Origin of the sequence: Roseococcus sp. SDR, assembly GCF_019083995.1 — a bacterium.
In the GTDB taxonomy this organism is placed as follows: domain Bacteria; phylum Pseudomonadota; class Alphaproteobacteria; order Acetobacterales; family Acetobacteraceae; genus Roseococcus.
Map to the genome: position 1 here is coordinate 1 of NZ_JAHRCU010000004.1, position 20,193 is coordinate 20,193.

Here is a 20,193-nt window from a genome sequence, read left to right on the forward strand (position 1 = left end):
TGACGAGTGACGCGACGCCGACCTTCTCCGGCACCGCGGAGGCCTTCGCCTCGGTCGCCATCTTCCGCGACGGCGACCTGGTGGACACGGTCACGGCCGATGGGGATGGCAACTGGAGCTACACCAGCGGGTCGCTGGCGGATGGCAGCTACGACTTCACCGCCCAGGCCACGGACCTCGCCGGCAATGCCAGCGACGTCTCCGGCACCCTGACGGTCGTTGTGGACACCGAGACCGCGACGCCGACGATCGACCTGGTCGCCGCCTCCGACACTGGGGATGACGACGACAATGTGACGAGTGACGCGACGCCGACCTTCTCCGGCACCGCGGAGGCCTTCGCCTCGGTCGCCATCTTCCGCGACGGCGACCTGGTGGACACGGTCACGGCCGATGGGGATGGCAACTGGAGCTACACCAGTGGGTCGCTGGCGGATGGCAGCTACGACTTCACCGCCCAGGCCACGGACCTCGCCGGCAATGCCAGCGATGTCTCCGGCACCCTGACGGTGGTCATCGACTCCGGGCTCCCTGCGCCGACGATCGACCTGGTCGCCGCGTCCGACACTGGGGATGACGACGACAACCTGACCAGCGACACCACGCCGACCCTTTCGGGTACGACGGAGGCCTTCGCCTCGGTCGCCATCTTCCGCGACGGCGACCTGGTGGACACGGTCACGGCCGATGGGGATGGCAACTGGAGCTACACCAGCGCGGCGCTGGCGGATGGCAGCTACGACTTCACCGCCCAGGCCACGGACCTCGCCGGCAATGCCAGCGATGTCTCCGGCACGCTGACGGTCGTTGTGGACACCATCCCGCCCGCAGCGCCCGTCCTGACTGGCGCCGAACTGAGCTCGGCGACGGGCGACACCCTGACCGTGTCCGGCACGGCGGAAGCCGGCACCTCGGTCGAGGTCTTCGTGGGCGGCGTCTCGATCGGCATGACTGTTGCCGGCCTGGGCGGTGCGTGGAGCCTCTCCAACACGGGCGCCCCCCTTGCCGTCGGCGGGGACATCACCGCCGTGGCGCGGGACGCGGCTTCCAATACCAGCGCCACGTCGGCGGCCTACGGGCTGACCATCGGTGCACTCGGCGGCGCGCTGCGGGGCGGCGACGAAGCGGACAGCTTGGCTGGCGGTTCCGGCGCGGATACGCTGACCGGCGGCGCGGGCGATGACGAACTCAGCGGCGGCGCTGGGTCCGACACGGTGGACTTCAGCTCCGTTTCCAGCGGCGTTGTGGTTGATCTCCAGGCCGGCACGGCCTCGGGCGATGGCGAGGACATTCTCACCTCGATCGAGAACGCGACCGGTGGCTCGGGCTCCGACTTCCTGTTCGGCAGCGCGGGGGCCAACCTCCTGAATGGCGGCGACGGGGACGATGTCCTCGACGGCGGTGAAGGCGATGACACGCTTCTCGGTGGCACCGGCGCCGACGAAATGGCTGGCGATGAGGGCTTCGACATCGCGAGCTACGCTGGCGGCACCCAGGCCGTCTCCGTGTCCCTCGTGACTGGCTTGGGCTCCGGCGGTTCGGCCGAGGGTGATCAGCTCACCGACATCGAGGGCCTGACTGGCGGCAGCGGCAACGACTCGCTCACCGGTAACGCGGTGGCCAACCTGCTGATGGGCGGGGACGGCGACGACACGCTCACCGGTGGCGCAGGGGCCGACACCATCACCGGCGGCGCTGGCTTCGATACGGCATCCTATGCCGGGTCGACGGGCGTCAACGTGAACCTGCTGCTCGGCACGGCCAGCGGTGGTTTTGCGGCCGGCGACGTTCTGAGCGGCATCGAGGCCGTGATCGGTGGCGGCAACTCGGACGTGCTGACCGGCGACGGGGCGGACAACCTGCTTTCCGGTGAGGGGGGCAATGACCGCCTGACGGGCAATGCCGGGAACGACACCCTGAACGGCGGGGCCGGCAACGACACGCTGCTCGGCGGCGCCGGGAACGACACCCTGAACGGCGGGGCCGGCAACGACTCGATGGCAGGCGGCGCGGACAACGACACCTACGTGGTCGACACCGTGGGCGACGTGGTGACCGAGGCGGCGAACGAGGGCACCGATACGGTGCAGACCACCCTCGCCAGCTACACCCTGGGTGCCAATGTCGAGAACCTGCTCTTCACCGGTGCCGGCGCCTTCACCGGCACGGGCAACGCGCTGGCCAACAGCATCACCGGCGGCGCGGGCAACGACACGCTCTCCGGCGGCGCCGGCGATGACACCATGACGGGCGGTGCCGGCAACGACACCTATGTCTTGGACAGCGCCGGTGACGCGGTCGTCGAGCTGTCCGGCGAAGGCACCGACACGGTGCAGACTTCGCTCGCGGCCTTCGCTCTCGGGAGTGATCTCGAGAACCTTGTCTTCACCGGCGTCGGCGCCTTCACCGGCACCGGCAATGCGCTGGCCAACAGCATCACCGGCGGCGCGGGCAACGACACGCTCTCCGGCGGCGCCGGCAACGACACGCTGAACGGCGGGGCCGGGGCCGACGCAATGACGGGCGGCGCCGACAACGACACCTACGTGGTCGACAATGCCGGCGACGTGGTGACCGAGGCGGCGAACGAGGGCACCGATACGGTGCAGACCACCCTCGCCAGCTACACGCTGGGGGACAATCTCGAGAACCTGCTCTTCACCGGTGCCGGCGCCTTCGCCGGCACGGGCAATGCGCTGGCCAACAGCATCACTGGCGGCGCGGGCAACGACACGCTGGTCGGCGGTGCCGGTTCCGACACGATGTCTGCCGGTGCGGGCGACGACACCTACCGCGTCGAAGACCTCAGTGATGTGGTCAGCGAGTCGGTGGATGGCGGCTATGACCGCGTGATCTCGACCGTCAGCTGGACCTTGGGTGACAACTTCGAGTGGCTGACCGTAGTTGGCTCTGGCAACCTGAACGGCTTCGGCAATGCCCTGGCCAACCGGCTTGATGGCGGCGCAGGGGCGAACCGACTGGAAGGCGGGGACGGCAATGATGTGCTGAGCGGCGGCGCAGGCAATGACACGCTGCTTGGCGGTACGGGAACCGACGTGATCGAAGGCGGCGCCGGCACGGATAGCCTGTCGGGTGGCACGGGAGCGGATCGCTTCCTGTTCCGCGCCACGGCTGACATCAACGGTGACGTCGTGACCGACTTCAGCGTTGCCGAAGGCGACACGATCGACCTGCGGCCCATCGATGCGAATGGGTCGCTGGCGGGTGATCAGGCCTTCACCTGGATTGGCGGTGCTGGCTTCAGCGGCGCGGCCGGTCAGCTCCGCTTCGCCTCCGGCGTTCTCTCGGGCGATGTGAACGGTGACAGCGTGGCCGACTTCCAGCTCAGCCTGACCGGGGTGGCTTCGCTCACCGCGGCCAACATCTGGCTGTAAGCAAAGGCCGCAGCAGGGGTGGCCGTGGGATCTTCCCCACGGCCCCCTCATCTGAGTTGCCAGCTTGGCGCATACGACGGATGGCCCCAGGGCCATCCGTTCTTCGTTTGGCGACCTCACGCCAATGCTTCCGCTTGCCGTGGCAACGAGGGAATGCCGTGAGTGGGGAGGGCCTTGCCCGCTGCCAGCGCATGACCAGGCGGTCAGCTGGCCGGCGGGCGCCCGGAGCGCGGTACGCTAGACCGTGCTGCGTTCACATGCGTTCACTTCGCGCGGTCTAGCCTTTTGCTGAGAGGATGATTCAACGTTTCGGCGATTCCGCCTCAACGCATCATGCTCTAATCCGGCAACCGAACCGGGTTCGCCCAGGCCCGCCGCCCAGCCGCATCGGCCACGACCACGCGCGCGAAACCTCCGCCTTTCAGCGCCTTCAGCGAGAGCCGCGCCCGCGTCTGGCACAGCCCGACCGACTGGTCCGCGCGCGAACCACGGCCCAGCACCATGATGCTGGCCGCGGCCGAGCAGGTGACCTCCACCGCATCGGCCTCCCAGCGGATGTCATGGATCAGCGGCCCCTGCGTCGCATAGAAATGCCCGGCCTTCAGCGCGGCCAGCAGCGCATCCGGCTCATTCGCCTCGGCCTTGACCATCACCCAGCCGCCGAAGGCGTCGGGCGATTTGAAATGCGCGTCATCCACGGCGATCAGGTTGATCATCCGCCCCGTGGCGAGCAGTTGGTCGGCGAGGTAGACGCCGTCGCCGCGCTCGGTCCGCACCTGCGAGGTGTGATTGTAGACCTCCACCGCATGGGCGCCCGGCAGCGTCTGCGCATCGGCGAGGCTGAGCGAATACCAGCCGGGATGCGGGATGGCGACGAAGGCGCCAGCCGCGATCGCGCGCGCGGCCAGTTCCGGCCCGGTTTCCTCCGGCGGGGTGCGCGCGAAATCCAGCGGCAGGCCGACAGCCAGGATGTGCCACATCTCGCCCAGCGCCGTGGCGGGCGCATGCAGCTCGGCGCCCAGGATCGTGGTGAAGCCGGGCGTCCGGCAAGGCCGCGTATCCACGATCGGGAAGTCATATTTTGGCAGAAAGTGATCGGTGATGGCGAGGAAGTCGTAGCCCGCCTCGCGATAGGTGGCGCAGACCTCCGCCACGCCGCGCGCCCCGTCCGAGGCGTCGGTGTGCGTGTGGATATTGCCCTTCCAGAAGCGGCCGGGTGCCGAGAACGCATCCATGCGCTTCAGGCCAGCTTGCGGAAGGCGTCGAGGAGGGCGGCCACGTCCGCTTCGTCATTGTAGACATGCGGGCTGATCCGCATGCGGCCGAGGCGGGGGGCCACATGCACATTGCGCTCGGCCAGCGCCTCGATCAGACCGGGACGCATGCCGCCAGGAAAGCCCAGACTCAGCACATGCGGCGCGCGCAGGCCCTGCGGCAGGAGTTCCACTCCGGTCCCGGCCAGGCCCTCCGCCAGCAGGCCGGTGAGGTGGCCCAGGCGGGTGCTGATCGCATCTGTGCCCCAATCGGCCATCATCTCCATGCCGACCGCCGCCATCTCGAGGCCGATCACATGGTCGCGCTCGCCCATGTCGAAGCGCTTGGCGCCATCCGTGAACCCGAGATCGGCCATGTAGGGCCGCGCCTCGGAGGAGACGCGGCGGCGGGAGGAGCCGGTCTGCTCGAGCGGCACACCCTCCTGGTGGCGCTTGGCGATGTAGAGGAAGGCGCGGCCATAGGGGCCCAGCACCCATTTGTAGGTGGGGAAGATCAGCACATCCGGGTCGAGCGTGGTGACGTCCAGCGGCAGCACGCCCGCGTGATGCGTCGCATCCACCAGCAACATCGCGCCCGCCGCGCGCTGCGCCGCCGCGACCGCATCGAGGTCGATCAGCCCGCCATCCGCCCAATGCACGGAGGAGATGGAGACGAGGGCCAGCGGCGCCGCCCCTGGCTTGCGGATCGCCGCCAGCGTGGCTGCGGTCCAGTCGCCATCGGTGGGGGCAGCGATGGTGTCCACCGTGAAGCCGCGCTCGGCCGCGCGCTGCAGCCATTCGAGCACGGGCGAGGAATGGTCATCGCCCAGCACCAGCACGCGGGAACCGGCCGGGATGGGCAGGATGCGCCCCGCGACGGCCACGCCGTAGGAGACGGAGGGGATGATCGCCACATCCTCGGGCGCCGCTTTGATCAGCCGTGCGGCGGCGGTGCGGGCGCGGTTGCATTGGCGCGCGATATGCTCGCCCGTGATGCCCCAGGGCCGCGCCTTCAGCGCGATGCCCGCCTGGCCCGCCGCCTGCACCGAATGCGGCAACGGGCTCCAGGAGGCGGCGTTGAGGTAGGCGACATCGCGCGGGATGTCGAAGGCGTCGCGCTGGCATTCGAGCATGATGGTTTCCTTGGCCCCTCTCGGCGCAGTCTGCGCCGCGGGGCCCGGGCGATCAATGCAGCCGGCTGGCGAATTCCGGACCGATCCAGGCGAGTTCCCCTTGCACGAAACAGGCAGCGAGCGCGCCTTCCGGCGTCACCACCGCGATGTCCCCGCGCAGGCCCTCCGCGATGCGGCCGCGATCGGTGAGGCCCAGCGCATCGGCCGGGTTGCTCGATACGAGCGCCCAGGCGGCGGCGAGGTCCAGCACGCCACGCGCGGCCATGCGGAAGGGCGCGGCCAGCAGAGCGGGCCAGTGGTAGTCGCTCGCCAGCACGGTGACGAGCCCGCGTTCGGCCAGCGGCGCCGCACTCGCCCAGCCCAGATGGCTGCCGCCGCGCACCACATTGGGCGCTCCCATCACCACCGCCTCGCCCGCTGCCCGCGCATCCTCGGCCACCGGCTCGGCCATGGGGAATTCGCAGATGGACGCACCCAGGCCACGGAACAGCGCGCGGTCGCCCAGCGTCGCGTCGTCATGGCTGAGCATGGGGATGCCGGCGCGCTTCGCAGCCTCGGCCATGCGCTCCCGCATCGCTGGCACTTCGGCGCGGCGGCTGAAGGCGGCATCGGCCAGCGCCATCAGCTCGGCCTCGGAGACGCCGGCGCGGCCGGCATATTTGCCGAGCTCCTTGGGATTCTTCAGCTTCTTCACGATGCTGGGCGTATGGTCATTGAAGCCCAGCAGATGCACCCGGCCCGCCGCGATCGCGGCCACCGCGTCGGCCTCGGCGCCGAAATTGTCAGCTTCGAAGCGCAGATGCACGCGCAGCTCCGGCCCCGGCGGGGGGGTCTTCAGCGCCTCCAGCGTGGAAAGGAAGGCTGGCAAGGAGCGCAGCCCCGGTTCCCAGGAAAGCGTGACGCCGAGATAGGCGGTCGTGATGCCGGCGGCCAGGCACTGCGCGGCGGCGTCGCGCAAGGCGAAACCAGCCGGAAAATCCACGTTAGGGCGCGGTTGCAGGGCCCGCTCATGCGCATCGCCGTGGATGTCGACGATGCCGGGCATGACAAGCAGACCCTTCGCGTCGAACCGCCTTGCTGCCGGCAACTCGCCCGTGATCCGGCCATCGGCGAGCGCCACCTCGCCCGCGCCGAGCGCTCCCGCGCGCAGCACATGGCCGCCCATGATCTTCCAAGACATGCTCAAGACTCCACCACCATCTGCGTCCGGCCGGCGGCGTAGCGAGTGACCGTCGCATCCACCGGCTTGCCGCCGCCATCCACATTCACCGCCTCCGCCACCAGAAGCGGCCGGCTGCGGGATTGCTGCAGCGCCTCGGCCTCCTCCGCCGTTGGCATTCGGGCGGTGATACGTGTCACGCGCCGGCGGTAATCCGGCACGCCGCAGGCCGCCAGCGCATGGGTGATGGAGGGGTTCTCGCGCAGTCGCGCCATGATGTCGGGGAAGCGGTGCGCCGGGAAGTGGTGCGCCCCAAGCGCCACGGGGCGGCCATCGGCCATGGCCAGGCGCTCGGCCAGGATCACGGCCCGGCCGCGGCGGATCTCCAGCATCTCGGCCACCCGTGCCTCGGCCGGGATCTCGGCGAGGCGAAGCATCTGGCCGGCCGGCTCGCGATTCTGCGCGCGGATGATCTCGCTGAAGCGCGTGCGGGCGTTGAGCGGGTAGTCGAGCACATCCTCCGCGACGAAGCTCCCCCGCCCCTGCTCGACGCGGACGATGCCGCGCGTCTCCAGCTCCTCCATGGCACGCCGGATGGTGTGGCGGTTCACGCGGAAGGCCTGGGAGAGCTCGGCCTCGGTCGGCAGGCGCTGGCCTGGGGCGTGCTGTCCCTGGCGTATCGCGGCCTCGATCGCCGCGCCGATCTGGCGCCAGAGCGCGATGCCGGCGCCGCGGTCCAGCGTGCCGCTTGCAAACGTCATGGAAGTTTCAACCAAATGGACGCTCCGGAGTGCCAATTGCAGCTTGACCATAGCGGGACAGACGTATAGCTGTCTAGACAAATGATCACCCGCTCCGAATGGATGGCCGTCCTGGCCCGCGCGCCCGCTGACGAGATGGCTGCCCTGCTCGCCCCCCTCCCGCCGCTTCCGGTGCATCGCGTGATCCGCGGCCCCGAAATCGGCCTCACGATGCTGCGCGGCAGGGCCGGCGGTGATGGCGCGGCCTTCAACCTGGGCGAGGCGACGCTCACGCGCTGCTCGGTCTCGCTCGAGGGTGGAACACTCGGCCATTGCTGGCGACTGGGCCGCGACAGGCGCGCGGCGGAGACGGCCGCGCTGCTCGATGCCTGCCTGCAGCAGCCAGACTGGCAGGAGCTTCTCATCGAAGCCGTGATCGAGCCGCTGCGGGAGCGCCAGCGCGAGGCCGCCCTGCTCACCGCGCGGCGCGCCGCCGCCACCGAAGTGCGCTTCGCAACCCTGGCGACGATGCGATGAAGCCAGGCTTCTCCGACCCCGTCTTCGGCGCCCAGTCCGGCTTTGCCGCGCTGATGAACGCCATGGCGCGCCCCGGCCGCATCCAGGATTGCAACGCGCTCCACGAACCGCCCCCCGGCCTGGACCCCGCCGCCGCCGCCGCGCTGTTGACGCTGGCCGATGCCGAGACGCCGCTTTGGACCGACGCCGAGGGCGAGGCGCGCGACTGGATCGCCTTCCACACCGGCGCGCCGCTGGTAGAGGACGTGGCACGCGCCCAATTCTTGCTGGCCACCCGCGCCATGCCGGCGCTGGCGAGCGTCGACCTCGGCACCGACGAGACGCCGCAGGACAGTGCCACGCTGATCGTGCAGGTCGCGACGCTGGATGATGCCTCCGGCTGGCGCCTGACCGGCCCTGGCATCCAGCACGAGCATCGACTGACCGTGACCGGCCTGCCGGCAGATTTCGCGGTGCAATGGGCCAGGAACCGCACGCATTTCCCACGAGGCGTGGATGTGGTCCTCTGCGCCGGGACGCGTCTCGCAGGCCTTCCCCGCACCACCCGCATCACGGAGGACCGCTGATGTACGTCGCGGTGAAGGGCGGCGAGGCCGCGATCGAGGCGGCGCATGCCTGGCTGGCCGAACGCCGGCGCGGCGACGCGGCGCTGCCCGCGCTCAGCCCGGAGCAGATCGAGCAGCAGCTGGGCCTGGCGGTGGACCGCGTGATGGCGGAGGGCAGCTGCTACGACCGCGGCCTCGCGGCACTCGCCATCCAGCAGGCGCGGGGTGACCTGATCGAGGCCGCCTTCCTGCTGCGCGCCTATCGCAACACCCTCTCGCGCTTCGCGGCTTGCGAGCCGGTGGATACGGGTGCGATGCGCGTGCAGCGCCGGATCAGCGCCACCTACAAGGACCTGCCCGGCGGTCAGGTGCTGGGCCCCACCTTCGACTACACCCACCGCCTGCTGGATTTCGCGCTCGCCGCCGAGGGCATCGCCGCCCCGCAGGAGGCGGAGGCGAGCGAAGCGCCCATGCCGCGCGTGACGGAGCTCCTGGCGCGCGAGGGCCTGATGGCGCGCGATGCGCCGGATGACGGCGCGCCGCCGCCTGACCTGACCCGCGAACCCCTGCCCTTCCCCACGCCCCGCGCGCTCCGCCTGCAATCGCTCGCGCGCGGCGATGAGGGCTTCCTGCTCGGCATGGGCTATTCCACGCAGCGTGGCTACGGCAACGCGCATCCCTTCGTGGCGGAGCTGCGCATGGGCGAGGTGGAGGTGATCCTCGCTCCTCCCGAGCTTGGCTTCGCCGTCTCGATCGGCGACGTCACCGTCACCGAATGCCAGATGGTGAACCAGTTCGCCGGCAGCGCGACCACGCCGCCGCAATTCACCCGCGGCTATGGCCTCACCATGGGCCATGGCGAGCGCAAGGCCATGGCCATGGCGCTGGTGGACCGTGCGCTGATGGCGCCCGATCTCGGCGAGGACGCCACCGCCCCCGCCCAACAGGCGGAGTTCGTGCTGCTCCACGCCGACAATGTGGAAGCGACCGGCTTCGTCGAGCATCTGAAACTGCCGCATCACGTGGATTTCCAGAGCGAGCTCGAGAAGATCCGCAGCATCCGCGCCCGCTGGGAGGAGAAGGCATGAACGCGATGCCGCCGCGGAACACGCCTGGCTCCGCCTATAACTTCGCCTATCTGGACGAGGCGACCAAGCGGATGATCCGCCGCGCCATCCTCAAGGCGCTGGCCATCCCCGGCCATCAGATTCCCTTCGGCGCGCGCGAGATGCCGCTGCCCTATGGCTGGGGCACGGGCGGCATCCAGGTGACGGCCGCCATCCTCGGGCCACGCGATGTGCTCAAGGTGATCGACCAGGGCGCGGATGACACGACCAACGCCGTCTCCATCCGCGCCTTTTTCGCCAAGGTGGCCGGCATCGCCACAACCACCCGCACGGCGGAGGCGACCATCATCCAGACGCGCCACCGCATCCCCGAGCGCCCGCTGACCGAGGGCCAGGTCATGGTCTTCCAGGTGCCGATGCCCGAGCCGCTTTTCCGGCTCGAGCCGCGCCTCGCCGAAACCCGCCGCCTGCACGCGCTGGGCGATTACAGCCTGGCCCAGGTGAAGCTCTATGAGGACATCGCGAAGCAGGGCGAGGCCGGCACCAGCTACAACCACCCGGTCATGGTGGCCGGCCGCTACCTCATGTCGCCCTCGCCCATTCCGGGCTTCGACAATCCGAAGCTGCACAACTCGCCCGCCATCATGCTCTTCGGCGCGGGGCGCGAGAAGAAGATCTACGCCGTGCCGCCCTACACCGCCGTCGAGAGCCTGGATTTCGACGACCATCCCTTCCGGCCGATGCGGGCACCCCACGCCTGTTCGGCCTGCGGCAGCACGACCAGCTACCTCGATGAGATCGTCGCGGACGACCAGGGCGGGCGGATCTATGTCTGCTCCGACACGGATCATTGCCGCGAGAACCAGACGCCATGAGCGCGCCCCTGCTGGAAGCGAGCGGCCTGGACCTGCGCTTCGGCGCGGTGCGCGCGCTGGATGGCGTGAGCCTTGACATCCATCCGGGCGAGGTCGTCGCCATCGTGGGCGAAAGCGGCTCGGGCAAGTCCACCCTGCTGCGGGTGCTGGCCGGCATGATGGCGCCGCAGGCGGGGCACGTGCTCTACCGCGGCGCCGATGGCGCGGAACACCAGATCGGAGCGCTGAGCGAGGCCGCGAAGCGCCGCCTGATGCGCAGCGAATGGGGCTTCGTGCACCAGAATGCCCGGGATGGCCTTCGCATGGGCATCTCCGCCGGCGGCAATATCGGCGAGCGGCTGATGGCCGCCGGCGGGCGCAACTACGCCGCCATCCGCGGCGCGGCCGCCGACTGGATGGCACGCGTGGAGATGGACCCGGCGCGCATCGACGAGGCGCCGCGCAACTTCTCGGGCGGCATGCAGCAGCGCCTGCAGATCGCCCGCTGCCTGGTGACCGAGCCGCGCCTCGTCTTCATGGATGAGCCGACGGGTGGCTTGGACGTCAGCGTCCAGGCGCGCCTCCTGGACCTGATCCGTGGCCTCGTTGCCGAACTTGGCCTGGCTGTCTTCTTCGTGACGCATGACATCGCGGCCGCGCGCCTCCTGGCGCATCGCATCATCGTGATGCGGCAGGGACGCATCGTGGAGGAAGGGCTGGCTGATCGCGTGCTGGATGACCCGCGCCACGCATACACCCAACTCCTCGTCGCCTCGGTGCTTTCGGCATGAGGCCCGCGATCCGGATCGAGGCGCTGGCCAAGGGCTTCACCCTGCATTTGCAGGGCGGCGTCGGCTTCCAGGTGCTGAAGGGTGAGGCACTGACCGTGATGCCCGGTGAATGCGTGGCGCTGACCGGCCCCTCGGGCGCGGGCAAATCCACCCTGATGCGCTGCCTCCAGGGCAATTACGGGAGCGATGCCGGGCATATCTGGCTCGCCCATCGCGGCGCTGAGGTGGACCTCGCCGCCGCCAATGCGCGCCTCGTGCGCGAGATCCGGCGCGAGACGCTGGGCTATGTCTCGCAATTCCTGCGCGTCATCCCCCGCGTCTCCGCCCGCGACGTGGTGGCCGAGCCGCTGCTGGCGCAAGGCACGCCCCGCGCCGAGGCCGAGGCCCGCGCCACCGCCCTTCTCACCCGCCTCAACCTGCCGCCTCGCCTGCACGGCCTGCCGCCCGCGACCTTTTCGGGCGGCGAGCAGCAGCGCGTGAACCTGGCCCGCGGCTTCGCGCCGCACTACCCGATCCTGCTGCTGGACGAACCCACCGCGAGCCTGGATGCAGCCAACCGCGAGGTGGTGATCGCCCTGATCGCCGAGGCCAAGGCGCGCGGCGCCGCACTCGTGGGAATCTTCCATGACATCGAGGTGCGCGACCGGGTGGCGGATCGCCTGCATGACATCCTTCCGCTAGAAGACGCCGCATGACCGCAGAGACCGTCCTGACCAATGCCCGCCTCGTCCTGCCCGAGGCGGAGATGGAGGGCACGCTCGTCCTGCGCTCCGGCCGCATCGCCGAGATCCAGCCGGGCCGGGCGCATCACGCGGGCGCCCTGGATTGCGACGGCGACATCCTGATCCCCGGCGTGGTGGATGTGCATACCGACAATCTGGAGCGCCAGGTGCAGCCGCGCGCCAATGCCCGCTGGCCCTCCCTCTCCGCCTTCCTCGCGCATGACGCGCAATGCGCGGCGGCCGGCGTGACCACCGTGCTGGATGCGCTATGCCTGGGCGATCTCGGCTTTGACCAGGGCCGCGACCAGACTTTCCATGACGGCGTCCGGGACCTGACCGCCCTGCACGATCAGCCCTTCATGAAGGCCGAGCACCTGCTGCACCTGCGCTGCGAATTGCCGGCGCGCGACATGCCCGGCCTGCTCGATGGCGTGGCCGAGCATCCGCTTGTCGCGATGGTCAGCCTGATGGACCACTCGCCCGGCGTCGGCCAGTATCGGGACCTTGCCCGCTATCGTGCCATGCGCATCAAGCAGACCCGCATGACCGATGCCGAGGTCGAGGTCCGCATCCTCAAGCTCCAGGCCCAGCGCGCCGAACTGCGCGAGCGCCAGCGCCGCCTCGTCATCGACCGATTCGCCGGGCGCGACATCCCGCTCGCCAGCCATGACGACGAGGACGCGGGCGAGGTGCGCCGCAACGCGGAGGACGGCATCCGCGTGAGCGAATTCCCGGTGACGATGGAGGCGGCGGTCGAAGCCGCGCGCATCGGCGTCGGCGTCATCGCGGGTTCGCCCAACATCGTCCGCGGCGGCAGCCATTCGGGCAATGTCGCCGCGATGGATCTGGTGCGCGCGGGTGCGGTGCATGTGCTGGCCAGCGACTACGTGCCGCCCGCGTTGATCGAGGCCGCCTTTCTGATCGCGCCGGAGATCGGCCTACCGGCCGCCATCGCCACCGTCACCAGCGCGCCGGCCGCCATGTGCCGGCTGCATGATCGCGGCCGGCTGGAACCCGGGCTGCGCGCGGATCTGGTGCGTGTGACGCAGCACGGCGCCATGCCCGTCGTGCGGCAGGTCTGGCGCGGCGGAGAGAGAGTGATCTGATGCGGGTGGCGGTCTACTGGGCGCCTGAGCTGGATGATCCGTTGCATGCAGCCGGCAGCGCGTGGCTCGGCCGTGATGCGGAAACCGCCGCGCGCGTCCCGCAGCCCGCCATTCCCGGCCTCGCCGACATCACGTCGGACCCGCGCGGCTACGGCCTGCACGCGACGTTGAAGCCGCCCTTCCGGCTCGCCACCAGCTACCAGGCTTTTCTGGCAGATGCCCTGCGCTGGGCGGCCGGAATCGCCCCGTTCCAGCTCCCGCCCCTCTCCGTGCAGGACCTCAAGGGCTTCCTGGCTCTGCGCGAGATCACCCCCTGCCCGGCCTTGCACGCACTGGCCGATTCTGCGGTCGCGTCGCTCGATCAGCACCGTGCGCCGCCCTCGGAAGAGGAACTGGCCCGGCGCCGTAAGGCCAAGCTGACGCCCGCGCATGAGGCCCTGCTGGCCCGCTGGGGCTACCCCTATGTCATGGAGGAGTGGCAGTTCCACGTGACGCTCACGCACCGCCTGCCGCCTGAGGAGGCAGCGCGCATCCGGCCGCTGGCCGAGGCGCATTTCGCGGGGCTCGTGGAGCAGCCCCGCGAGGTCGGGACGGTCTGCATCTTCACACAGGCCGCCCCGGGTCAACCCTTCCTGATCGCCGAACGGCTGGCGCTCAGCGCGCGGGCGGCGTAGGCGGAGCGTCGGGCCCGCCGGGACGCGGGCCGCGATGCTGATGTGGGCCGCGCTGCGGAACCTCGTCGCGACTGACGGCGTTGTCGCCATTCGCGTCCAGGGCGCGGAAGCGCGCCTCCACCATCGGGCGGATCTCCACCAGGGTCACCTGGCCGTTCCGGTCGGCATCGAGGCCCCGGAACATCATGCCGCGCATCTGCTCCATCCGCTGCGCATATTCGGGGCGCGGGCCGGGCGCATCACCCTGGCGCATGCGCAGCGCCGCGAATTCCTCGAGGCTCAGGCCGCCACTGCGGTCCGCATCGGCCGCGTTGAAGCGCGTTGTCACGAAGACCCACGCCTCATCCCAGACGACGCGCCCATCGCGATTGACGTCGATCAGTTCGAACATGCGGATGCTCCCCTCACCACGGGAGCCGCGATCCGGCCGTGCATCCGCCGCCGGCGGGGCAGCGGGCGCGGCGGTGGGCTGCGCCAGGGCGATGCCGCCGCTCAGAAGGGCCAGGCCAAGTCCAAGAGTCGCTGCGGTTTTCATCATCTTCTCCGGTTTCAGGAGGCGGCGTGACTGTCGCTCCGTTGAGAGGAAGATGCGCCCTGTTTGTAACAGCCGCATGCCGAAGACGCCGTGCGCAGGTGAGGAAATGTGTCGCCCCCCGCACCGGCCCCGGGGGCCTCCGGGGGTGAGGACATGCCGGGTGTCGGGATTGAACCGACGACCTACCGCTTACAAGGCGGTTGCTCTACCGCTGAGCTAACCCGGCCCATTGGCGTATCTAGGACAGGCGCCGGCCGCTTGCCAGCCGGCGCTTCGCAGGCTTGATGGGGGGATGCGCCAGAACCGACACCGCCCCCGCCCCCAGGACGCCAGCCCGGCGCGTGATGAGGGCGTCGTGTGGCTGTACGGGCTGCATGCCGTCTCGGCCGCCCTGGCCAATCCGGCCCGTCGCCTGAGGCGCCTGCTGGTGACGCGCGGTGCCGAGCAGGAGCTCGCCGAGCGCTTCTCTCCGCCCTGGCGCATCGCGCCCGAACTGGTCGAGCGCAACCGGCTGGATGCTTTATTGCCGCCGGATGCGATCCACCAAGGCGCCGCCCTGATGGTGGAACCCCTGGCTTCGCCCAACATGGAGCGGCTGCTGGAGGGGACGACCGGCCCCGTGCTGGTGCTCGACCAAGTGACCGATCCACGCAATGTCGGCGCCATTCTGCGCTCCGCCGCGGCCTTCGGCGCCGCCGCCCTGGTGGTCCAGGAGCGCCACGCCCCGCCGGAGACCGGCGCTCTGGCGCGCGCCGCCTCCGGCGCGCTGGAGGTGGTGCCCATCCTCCGTGAGGTGAACCTCTCCCGCGCGCTTGAGCAGTTGAAGAAGGCCGGGCTCTGGGTTGTGGGCCTGGAGGCCGGCGGCCCCGTGACCCTGGCGCAGTCGGGACTGACCGGCCGGCGCGTGGCGCTCGTGCTCGGCGCCGAGGGCGAGGGCCTGAGACGTCTCACGCGCGAGACCTGCGATGAGTTGGTGCGCCTTCCGATTCAGGCCAGCATGGAAAGCCTGAACGTATCGGCCGCCGCCGCGGTCGCGCTGTATGAACTCGCCCGGGAGTGAACTGATGAGCCAAGCCGCCGACATGATTCTCGAAGCCTGGAAGGCCAAGCGCGTCCTTGCGCCGCTGGGAGGCGCCGCGCCACGTGACGTGGCCGAGGGCTATCGCGTCCAGCGCGAGGTGGCCGAGGCCCAGGGCGCCATCCCGCCTGCCGGCTTCAAGATCGGTGCCACGACGAAGCAGATGCAGAGCTATCTCGGCCTCGCCCACCCGGCCGCCGGCTTCGTCCCGGCCACGAGCCTCAACGCCGATGGCTTCACCGCGCCCTTCGCGGAGTTCATCGCGGTCGGCGTGGAGTGCGAGGTGGGGGTGCGCCTGGGCCGCGACCTGGCCTTCGGCCCGACCACGAGGGCCGAGGCCGAGGCGGCGGTGGCCGAGGTCTTCCCCGCCATCGAGATCGTCGAGAAGCGCTATGGCGACTTGGCGGCGCTCGGCACGCCGACCCTCATCGCGGACCAGGTCTTCCATGCCTCCGGCGTGCTGGGCCGCCCGGTGGCGGATTGGCGGAAGCTCGACCTTGGCGCGATGCGGGGAGAGCTCTTCGTGGATGGCGCCTCGAAGGGCGCGGGCCATGGCCAGGATTTGCTGGGCCACCCGATGGAGGCGCTGGCCTGGCTCGCGGGCTCGGGCGCGGCCGAGGTCTTCGGCGGGCTGAAGGCAGGCCAGGTCGTCTGGCTCGGCTCCGTCACGCCGCCCATCTGGCTGGAGGGCCCCTGCGCCGTGCGGGTTGCCTTCGACGGGCTGGGCGAGGTCCAGCTTCGCTTCACCTGAGCCGCAAGGCTCTGTTAACGCCCATCCATGTAGAAGGCCTGGAACGAAACCCACCGCCAGAAGGGCGGGCAAGCGGATGATTTCCCTCATGCCCCCGCCCGCCGATTGGAAGGACATGCCGGACGAGCTGCAGCTCGTTCTGGCGCGCGAGGCCTTGCGCCGCGCTGCGGAAACGCTGGCCGAACATGCGGAGCTTCTCGCCCTCGAAATGGAGGATGGTGCCCTGCGCGATCGCGGCGGGCCGGACGCGCTCCGCCTCTTCGCATCGGTCGTTCGCGCCACCAGCCTCGATTCGCTCGGTCCGGTGGGCCACGCCTGAAGACGCCCGCTGACAGCGCCATCCCGGGGCGCTATGTGGAGAAGAGATGACAGGCCGTGGCGCGTGCCACGGCCTGTCGCGTCACTAACCGGGGAAACGAAACGTCATGATCAGGATGCTTCTGGCCACCGCCGCCGTCGCGCTGCTGCCCGGCCTCGCTGCCGCGCAGACCGCCACATGCTCGCATCGCGGAGCGCTGGACGACGCCTATTGCGACGAGAATCGCGACCTGGTCGCCGATGCGCCGACCGACCCGGCGCGCCTGCGCAACCCCAGCACACTGGTCTTCGCCTATACGCCGGTCGAGGATCCCGCGCTCTACGCCAGCCAGTTCCGCCCTCTGCTGGACCACCTTACGCAATGCACCGGCAAGCGCGTGGTGTATTTCCAGGTGACCAGCAACGCCGCCCAGGTGGAGGCGATGCGCTCCGGCCGGCTGCATATCGCGGGCTTTTCCACCGGCCCCACCGCCTTCGCCGTGAACCTCGCCGGCGCCGTTCCCTTCGCCATCAAGGGCAATGAGCGCGAGTTCGAGAGCTACCGCGTCGTCGTCGTCACGCGCGCCAATTCCGACATCCGGACCCTGGCCGATCTGCGCGGCCGCCGCGTGGCGCATACCTCGGCCACCTCCAACTCCGGCAATCTCGCGCCGCGCGCGCTCTTCCCGGCGCAGGGCGTGACCCCGGACACGGATTACCGCGTGCTCTTCTCAGGTGGGCATGACCGCTCGGTGATGGGCGTGAATGCCGGCGATTTCGACGCCGCACCCGTGGCGAGCGACGTCTACAACCGCATGATCGCACGTGGGCAGGTCCAGGCCGCCAATCTTCGCACCATCTGGCAGAGCGACCCCTTCCCGACGAGCAGCTTCGCCCTGGCTCATGACCTGCAGCCGGAACTGGCCGCCCGCATCCGCCAGTGCTTCTACGATTTCCGCTTCCCGGCCTCGATGTCACGTGACCTGGGCGGAAATGACCGCTTCTGGCCTGCCACCTACCAGGCGCAATGGGCCCCCGTGCGTGCCGTTGCCGACGCGGTGAACGCGCCCTACACGCGCGCCGCCTTCGACCAGGAGAGCCGCCGCGAGCTGGAGGCCGAGGCCCGCCGCCGCGCGGCGCAGCAGCAGCCCGCGGCGCCGGCCGCTCCGGCGGCGCCGGCCCCGGCTGCCCGCCCCCAGTGAGCGCTACGCCCATCCTGAAGAGCAGTGGGCCGATCCTGCGGATCGAGGGGCTGGAGAAATCCTATACCCCTGGAAAGCCGGTCCTGCGGGGCATCAACCTCGAGATCGGCGCGCAGGGCATCACCGCCATCATCGGACCCTCCGGCACCGGCAAGTCCACGCTGCTGCGCTGCATCAACCGGCTGGTGGAGCCCACCGCCGGCGCCATCCTCATGGGCGAGGAGGATCTGGCGAAGCTGCGCGGTGCGGCCCTGCGCCAGGCGCGGCGGCGCATCGGCATGGTCTTCCAGGAGTATAACCTGGTCGAGCGCCTGACCGTCATGGAGAACGTGCTGACAGGTCGCCTCGGCTATGTGCCGCTCTGGCGCGCCTGGCTGCGCAAATACCCACAGGACGACATTGACCGCGCCTTCGCCCTGCTCGACGCGGTGGGCCTTCCCGAACAGGCGACGCGCCGCGCCGACGCGCTCTCGGGGGGCCAGCGCCAACGCGTGGGAATCGCGCGCGCGCTGATGCAGTCGCCTGCGCTGCTGCTGGCCGATGAGCCCACCTCCTCGCTCGACCCCAAGACGGCCGTCGAGGTGATGGAGCTCATGGCGCGGCTGACCGGCGAGGCCGGCGTTCCCGTCATCGTGAACATCCACAATGTGGACCTGGCCAAGCGCTTCGCCATCCGCATCATCGGCATGACGGGCGGCGCCGTGGTCTTCGACGGCCCGCCCGAGGCGCTCGAGAGTCATCACCTCCGCGAGATCTACGGCGGCGAGGACTGGCTGTGACGCGCAACCCCTTCCCCGCCAATTGGCCGCTGCGCATCGGCGGCCTCATCGGCCTCACCTATATCATCTATGCCAGCGCGCAGCTCGGCATCACGGGCGAGCGGCTGCTGCACGGGTTTGGCGAGGCCCAGCGCTTCCTGGCGCGGATGTTCCCGCCCAATTTCGAACGCTGGGGCCTTCTGGTGGAAGGCATGCTGGAGAGCCTGCAGATCGCCGTCCTGTCCACCGCCATCGGCATCGTGCTCTCCCTGCCGCTGGGGCTGATGGCGGCGCGGAACCTCTCCCCCGTCTGGCTTGCCGCCCCCACGCGCGGCTTCATCGCCGTGTGCCGTTCGCTGCACTATGTCATCGTCGCCATCATCTTCGTGAAGGCGCTGGGATTCGGCGCGCTGGCTGGTGTCGCCGCGCTCACGGTCGCCTCCATCGGCTTCATCGCCAAGCTCTTCGCCGAGGCCATCGAGGAGATCAGCATGAAGCAGGTGGAGGCGGTGCGCGCCTCGGGCGCCTCGCCGGCGGGCGTGCTGATCTATGGCGTGGTACCGCAGGTGGCCTCGCGCTTCATCGGCTTCTGCATCTATCTGCTGGATTCCAACCTGCGCAATTCCACGCTTGTCGGCATCGTGGGTGCCGGCGGCATCGGCGGCACGCTCTTCGCGGCCTTCAAGCGCTTCGACTATGACTTCGTCTGCGCCATCCTGATCGCCATCATCGCGCTGATCTTCCTGGCCGAGGTGATCTCCGGCCGCATCCGGGCGGCGCTGCGATGAGTGCGACGCTGCCCCTGCACCGGGAATGGGTGCGCCACAGCTTTGGCGAGCGCCTGCTTCGCTATTTTCTCTGGCTGGCCGCCATCGCCTCGCTGGTCTGGGCAGTGCGCTCCATCGAGATCATCCCGGAATTCCTGGCCGATGCGCCGGAGCAGATGGCGGATCTGCTGATCCGCATGTGGCCGCCCGACCTTGGCCACTACTACCCCTCCGTCCATGCGGCGATGATCGAGACCCTGCACATCGCGAGCCTCGGCACGGTGCTGGGTGTGGCGCTTGCCATCCCGATCGCGCTGCTGGCGGCGCGCAACATCTGCCGCAACGTGCTGCTCAACGCTGTCGCGCAGTTCCTGCTGGTCTCGTCCCGCAGCGTGAACAGCCTGGTCTGGGCGCTGATCTTCGTCGCCGTCTTCGGCCCCGGCCCGGCCGCCGGCACCTTCGCCATCGCCTTCCGCTCCATCGGCTTCGTCGGCAAGCTGCTGGCCGAGGCGATCGAGGAAGCGGCCCCTGGCCCGGTCGAGGCGCTGGAGGCCAGCGGCGCGCCCTGGGGCCACCGCATGCTCAAGGGCATCTGGCCGCAGGTGCAGCCCGCCTTCTGGGGCATCGCGCTGTTCCGCTGGGACATCAACGTGCGCGAATCCGCGGTGCTGGGCCTGGTCGGCGCGGGCGGCATCGGCGTCGTGCTGGATGACGCGATCAACTTCTTCCAATGGGAGAGGGTCGCCACCATCTTGCTGGCTATCCTTGCGGTGGTCGTGGTGGCGGAGATTCTTGTCACGCGCATCCGCGCCAAGCTGATCTGACCGGG

21 protein-coding genes and 1 tRNA gene are annotated in these 20,193 nt (G+C 69.9%); 16 read left to right on the forward strand and 6 right to left on the reverse strand.

Annotated elements, in window-relative coordinates; all coding sequences use genetic code 11:
• A partial coding sequence (locus KTR66_RS05835) for an S-layer family protein (protein ID WP_213611371.1) occupies window positions 1-3,395 on the forward strand: 3,395 nt, incomplete at its 5' end.
• A 338-nt stretch (window positions 3,396-3,733) separates the two neighbouring features.
• Here the strand turns inward: KTR66_RS05835 and KTR66_RS05840 are convergent.
• Genes KTR66_RS05840 through phnF form a run of 4 tightly spaced genes read right to left on the reverse strand, consistent with a single transcriptional unit; the run spans window position 3,734 to window position 7,701 of the window.
• A complete protein-coding gene (locus KTR66_RS05840; protein WP_213611373.1) occupies window positions 3,734-4,630 on the reverse strand; it encodes a PHP domain-containing protein in 897 nt (298 codons plus the stop codon).
• A gap of 5 nt (window positions 4,631-4,635) precedes the next feature.
• Entirely contained in the window at window positions 4,636-5,781 is a 1,146-nt protein-coding gene (locus KTR66_RS05845) for an aminotransferase class V-fold PLP-dependent enzyme (RefSeq protein WP_213611374.1), read from the reverse strand.
• 52 nt (window positions 5,782-5,833) lie between these two features.
• Window positions 5,834-6,961: an alpha-D-ribose 1-methylphosphonate 5-triphosphate diphosphatase gene (locus tag KTR66_RS05850; protein ID WP_213611376.1), complete on the reverse strand. Its 1,128-nt coding sequence runs from the start codon at window positions 6,959-6,961 to the stop codon at window positions 5,834-5,836.
• Window positions 6,962-6,963: 2 nt separating this feature from the next.
• On the reverse strand, window positions 6,964-7,701 hold the full coding sequence (gene phnF / locus KTR66_RS05855; protein WP_213611378.1) for a phosphonate metabolism transcriptional regulator PhnF: 738 nt from the start codon (window positions 7,699-7,701) through the stop codon (window positions 6,964-6,966).
• Window positions 7,702-7,782: 81 nt separating this feature from the next.
• Between phnF and phnG the strand changes: the two genes are divergently transcribed.
• From phnG to KTR66_RS05895, 8 genes are read left to right on the forward strand one after another with little or no spacing between them, the layout of a single operon-like run.
• Window positions 7,783-8,217 carry a phosphonate C-P lyase system protein PhnG gene (gene phnG, locus KTR66_RS05860; RefSeq protein WP_249731890.1) on the forward strand — a complete coding sequence of 145 codons (435 nt, stop codon included), beginning with the start codon at window positions 7,783-7,785 and terminating at the stop codon, window positions 8,215-8,217.
• Complete coding sequence (gene phnH, locus KTR66_RS05865; RefSeq protein WP_213611380.1) at window positions 8,214-8,783, forward strand: phosphonate C-P lyase system protein PhnH; 570 nt, start codon at window positions 8,214-8,216, stop codon at window positions 8,781-8,783. Before phnG ends, phnH begins: the two co-directional genes overlap by 4 nt.
• The gene (locus tag KTR66_RS05870; protein ID WP_213611382.1) at window positions 8,783-9,850 is read left to right on the forward strand and encodes a carbon-phosphorus lyase complex subunit PhnI; all 1,068 of its coding nucleotides are present in this window, start codon (window positions 8,783-8,785) and stop codon (window positions 9,848-9,850) included. Before phnH ends, KTR66_RS05870 begins: the two co-directional genes overlap by 1 nt.
• A complete protein-coding gene (locus KTR66_RS05875) occupies window positions 9,847-10,704 on the forward strand; it encodes an alpha-D-ribose 1-methylphosphonate 5-phosphate C-P-lyase PhnJ (RefSeq protein ID WP_305799111.1) in 858 nt (285 codons plus the stop codon). The genes KTR66_RS05870 and KTR66_RS05875 overlap by 4 nt, the downstream gene beginning before the upstream one ends.
• On the forward strand, window positions 10,701-11,474 hold the full coding sequence (phnK, locus tag KTR66_RS05880) for a phosphonate C-P lyase system protein PhnK (RefSeq protein WP_213611384.1): 774 nt from the start codon (window positions 10,701-10,703) through the stop codon (window positions 11,472-11,474). The genes KTR66_RS05875 and phnK overlap by 4 nt, the downstream gene beginning before the upstream one ends.
• Window positions 11,471-12,169: a phosphonate C-P lyase system protein PhnL gene (gene phnL / locus KTR66_RS05885; protein ID WP_213611386.1), complete on the forward strand. Its 699-nt coding sequence runs from the start codon at window positions 11,471-11,473 to the stop codon at window positions 12,167-12,169. Before phnK ends, phnL begins: the two co-directional genes overlap by 4 nt.
• A complete protein-coding gene (locus KTR66_RS05890; RefSeq protein WP_213611388.1) occupies window positions 12,166-13,302 on the forward strand; it encodes an alpha-D-ribose 1-methylphosphonate 5-triphosphate diphosphatase in 1,137 nt (378 codons plus the stop codon). Before phnL ends, KTR66_RS05890 begins: the two co-directional genes overlap by 4 nt.
• Complete coding sequence (locus tag KTR66_RS05895; protein WP_213611390.1) at window positions 13,302-13,976, forward strand: DUF1045 domain-containing protein; 675 nt, start codon at window positions 13,302-13,304, stop codon at window positions 13,974-13,976. The genes KTR66_RS05890 and KTR66_RS05895 overlap by 1 nt, the downstream gene beginning before the upstream one ends.
• On the opposite strand, the gene KTR66_RS05900 is transcribed toward KTR66_RS05895, so the two are convergent.
• Together KTR66_RS05900 and KTR66_RS05905 are read right to left on the reverse strand one after the other, a co-directional pair.
• Window positions 13,957-14,511, reverse strand: coding sequence for an EF-hand domain-containing protein (locus KTR66_RS05900; protein ID WP_213611392.1), 555 nt, complete (start codon window positions 14,509-14,511; stop codon window positions 13,957-13,959). The genes KTR66_RS05895 and KTR66_RS05900 overlap by 20 nt on opposite strands.
• Window positions 14,512-14,665: 154 nt before the next feature.
• A tRNA-Thr gene (locus KTR66_RS05905) sits at window positions 14,666-14,737 on the reverse strand.
• Between the two features lie 66 nt (window positions 14,738-14,803).
• Here KTR66_RS05905 and rlmB point away from each other — a divergent pair.
• From rlmB to phnE (KTR66_RS05940), 7 genes are all read left to right on the forward strand, one after another.
• Window positions 14,804-15,571 (forward strand): 23S rRNA (guanosine(2251)-2'-O)-methyltransferase RlmB, encoded by a 768-nt coding sequence (gene rlmB / locus KTR66_RS05910; RefSeq protein WP_213611394.1) that lies wholly within the window; start codon window positions 14,804-14,806, stop codon window positions 15,569-15,571.
• 4 nt (window positions 15,572-15,575) lie between these two features.
• Entirely contained in the window at window positions 15,576-16,340 is a 765-nt protein-coding gene (locus KTR66_RS05915) for a 2-keto-4-pentenoate hydratase (protein WP_213611401.1), read from the forward strand.
• Window positions 16,341-16,428: 88 nt separating this feature from the next.
• Window positions 16,429-16,659 carry a hypothetical protein gene (locus tag KTR66_RS05920; RefSeq protein WP_213611402.1) on the forward strand — a complete coding sequence of 77 codons (231 nt, stop codon included), beginning with the start codon at window positions 16,429-16,431 and terminating at the stop codon, window positions 16,657-16,659.
• A gap of 106 nt (window positions 16,660-16,765) precedes the next feature.
• Entirely contained in the window at window positions 16,766-17,839 is a 1,074-nt protein-coding gene (gene phnD, locus KTR66_RS05925) for a phosphate/phosphite/phosphonate ABC transporter substrate-binding protein (RefSeq protein ID WP_213611403.1), read from the forward strand.
• Complete coding sequence (gene phnC, locus KTR66_RS05930; protein WP_371819038.1) at window positions 17,836-18,618, forward strand: phosphonate ABC transporter ATP-binding protein; 783 nt, start codon at window positions 17,836-17,838, stop codon at window positions 18,616-18,618. Before phnD ends, phnC begins: the two co-directional genes overlap by 4 nt.
• On the forward strand, window positions 18,615-19,385 hold the full coding sequence (gene phnE / locus KTR66_RS05935; protein WP_371819039.1) for a phosphonate ABC transporter, permease protein PhnE: 771 nt from the start codon (window positions 18,615-18,617) through the stop codon (window positions 19,383-19,385). Before phnC ends, phnE (KTR66_RS05935) begins: the two co-directional genes overlap by 4 nt.
• Window positions 19,382-20,188 carry a phosphonate ABC transporter, permease protein PhnE gene (gene phnE / locus KTR66_RS05940; protein WP_213611405.1) on the forward strand — a complete coding sequence of 269 codons (807 nt, stop codon included), beginning with the start codon at window positions 19,382-19,384 and terminating at the stop codon, window positions 20,186-20,188. The genes phnE (KTR66_RS05935) and phnE (KTR66_RS05940) overlap by 4 nt, the downstream gene beginning before the upstream one ends.
• The last annotated feature ends 5 nt before the right edge of the window (window positions 20,189-20,193 follow it).

Bases quoted from the DNA above. Each gene is read 5' to 3' on its own strand.
- KTR66_RS05840 (WP_213611373.1), bottom strand. From the start codon at position 4,630: ATGGATGCGTTCTCGGCACCCGGCCGCTTCTGGAAGGGCAATATCCAC.
- KTR66_RS05845 (WP_213611374.1), bottom strand. From the start codon at position 5,781: ATGCTCGAATGCCAGCGCGACGCCTTCGACATCCCGCGCGATGTCGCC.
- KTR66_RS05850 (WP_213611376.1), bottom strand. From the start codon at position 6,961: ATGTCTTGGAAGATCATGGGCGGCCATGTGCTGCGCGCGGGAGCGCTC.
- phnF (WP_213611378.1), bottom strand. From the start codon at position 7,701: ATGACGTTTGCAAGCGGCACGCTGGACCGCGGCGCCGGCATCGCGCTC.
- phnG (WP_249731890.1), top strand. From the start codon at position 7,783: ATGATCACCCGCTCCGAATGGATGGCCGTCCTGGCCCGCGCGCCCGCT.
- phnH (WP_213611380.1), top strand. From the start codon at position 8,214: ATGAAGCCAGGCTTCTCCGACCCCGTCTTCGGCGCCCAGTCCGGCTTT.
- KTR66_RS05870 (WP_213611382.1), top strand. From the start codon at position 8,783: ATGTACGTCGCGGTGAAGGGCGGCGAGGCCGCGATCGAGGCGGCGCAT.
- KTR66_RS05875 (WP_305799111.1), top strand. From the start codon at position 9,847: ATGAACGCGATGCCGCCGCGGAACACGCCTGGCTCCGCCTATAACTTC.
- phnK (WP_213611384.1), top strand. From the start codon at position 10,701: ATGAGCGCGCCCCTGCTGGAAGCGAGCGGCCTGGACCTGCGCTTCGGC.
- phnL (WP_213611386.1), top strand. From the start codon at position 11,471: ATGAGGCCCGCGATCCGGATCGAGGCGCTGGCCAAGGGCTTCACCCTG.
- KTR66_RS05890 (WP_213611388.1), top strand. From the start codon at position 12,166: ATGACCGCAGAGACCGTCCTGACCAATGCCCGCCTCGTCCTGCCCGAG.
- KTR66_RS05895 (WP_213611390.1), top strand. From the start codon at position 13,302: ATGCGGGTGGCGGTCTACTGGGCGCCTGAGCTGGATGATCCGTTGCAT.
- KTR66_RS05900 (WP_213611392.1), bottom strand. From the start codon at position 14,511: ATGAAAACCGCAGCGACTCTTGGACTTGGCCTGGCCCTTCTGAGCGGC.
- rlmB (WP_213611394.1), top strand. From the start codon at position 14,804: ATGCGCCAGAACCGACACCGCCCCCGCCCCCAGGACGCCAGCCCGGCG.
- KTR66_RS05915 (WP_213611401.1), top strand. From the start codon at position 15,576: ATGAGCCAAGCCGCCGACATGATTCTCGAAGCCTGGAAGGCCAAGCGC.
- KTR66_RS05920 (WP_213611402.1), top strand. From the start codon at position 16,429: ATGCCCCCGCCCGCCGATTGGAAGGACATGCCGGACGAGCTGCAGCTC.
- phnD (WP_213611403.1), top strand. From the start codon at position 16,766: ATGATCAGGATGCTTCTGGCCACCGCCGCCGTCGCGCTGCTGCCCGGC.
- phnE (WP_213611405.1), top strand. From the start codon at position 19,382: ATGAGTGCGACGCTGCCCCTGCACCGGGAATGGGTGCGCCACAGCTTT.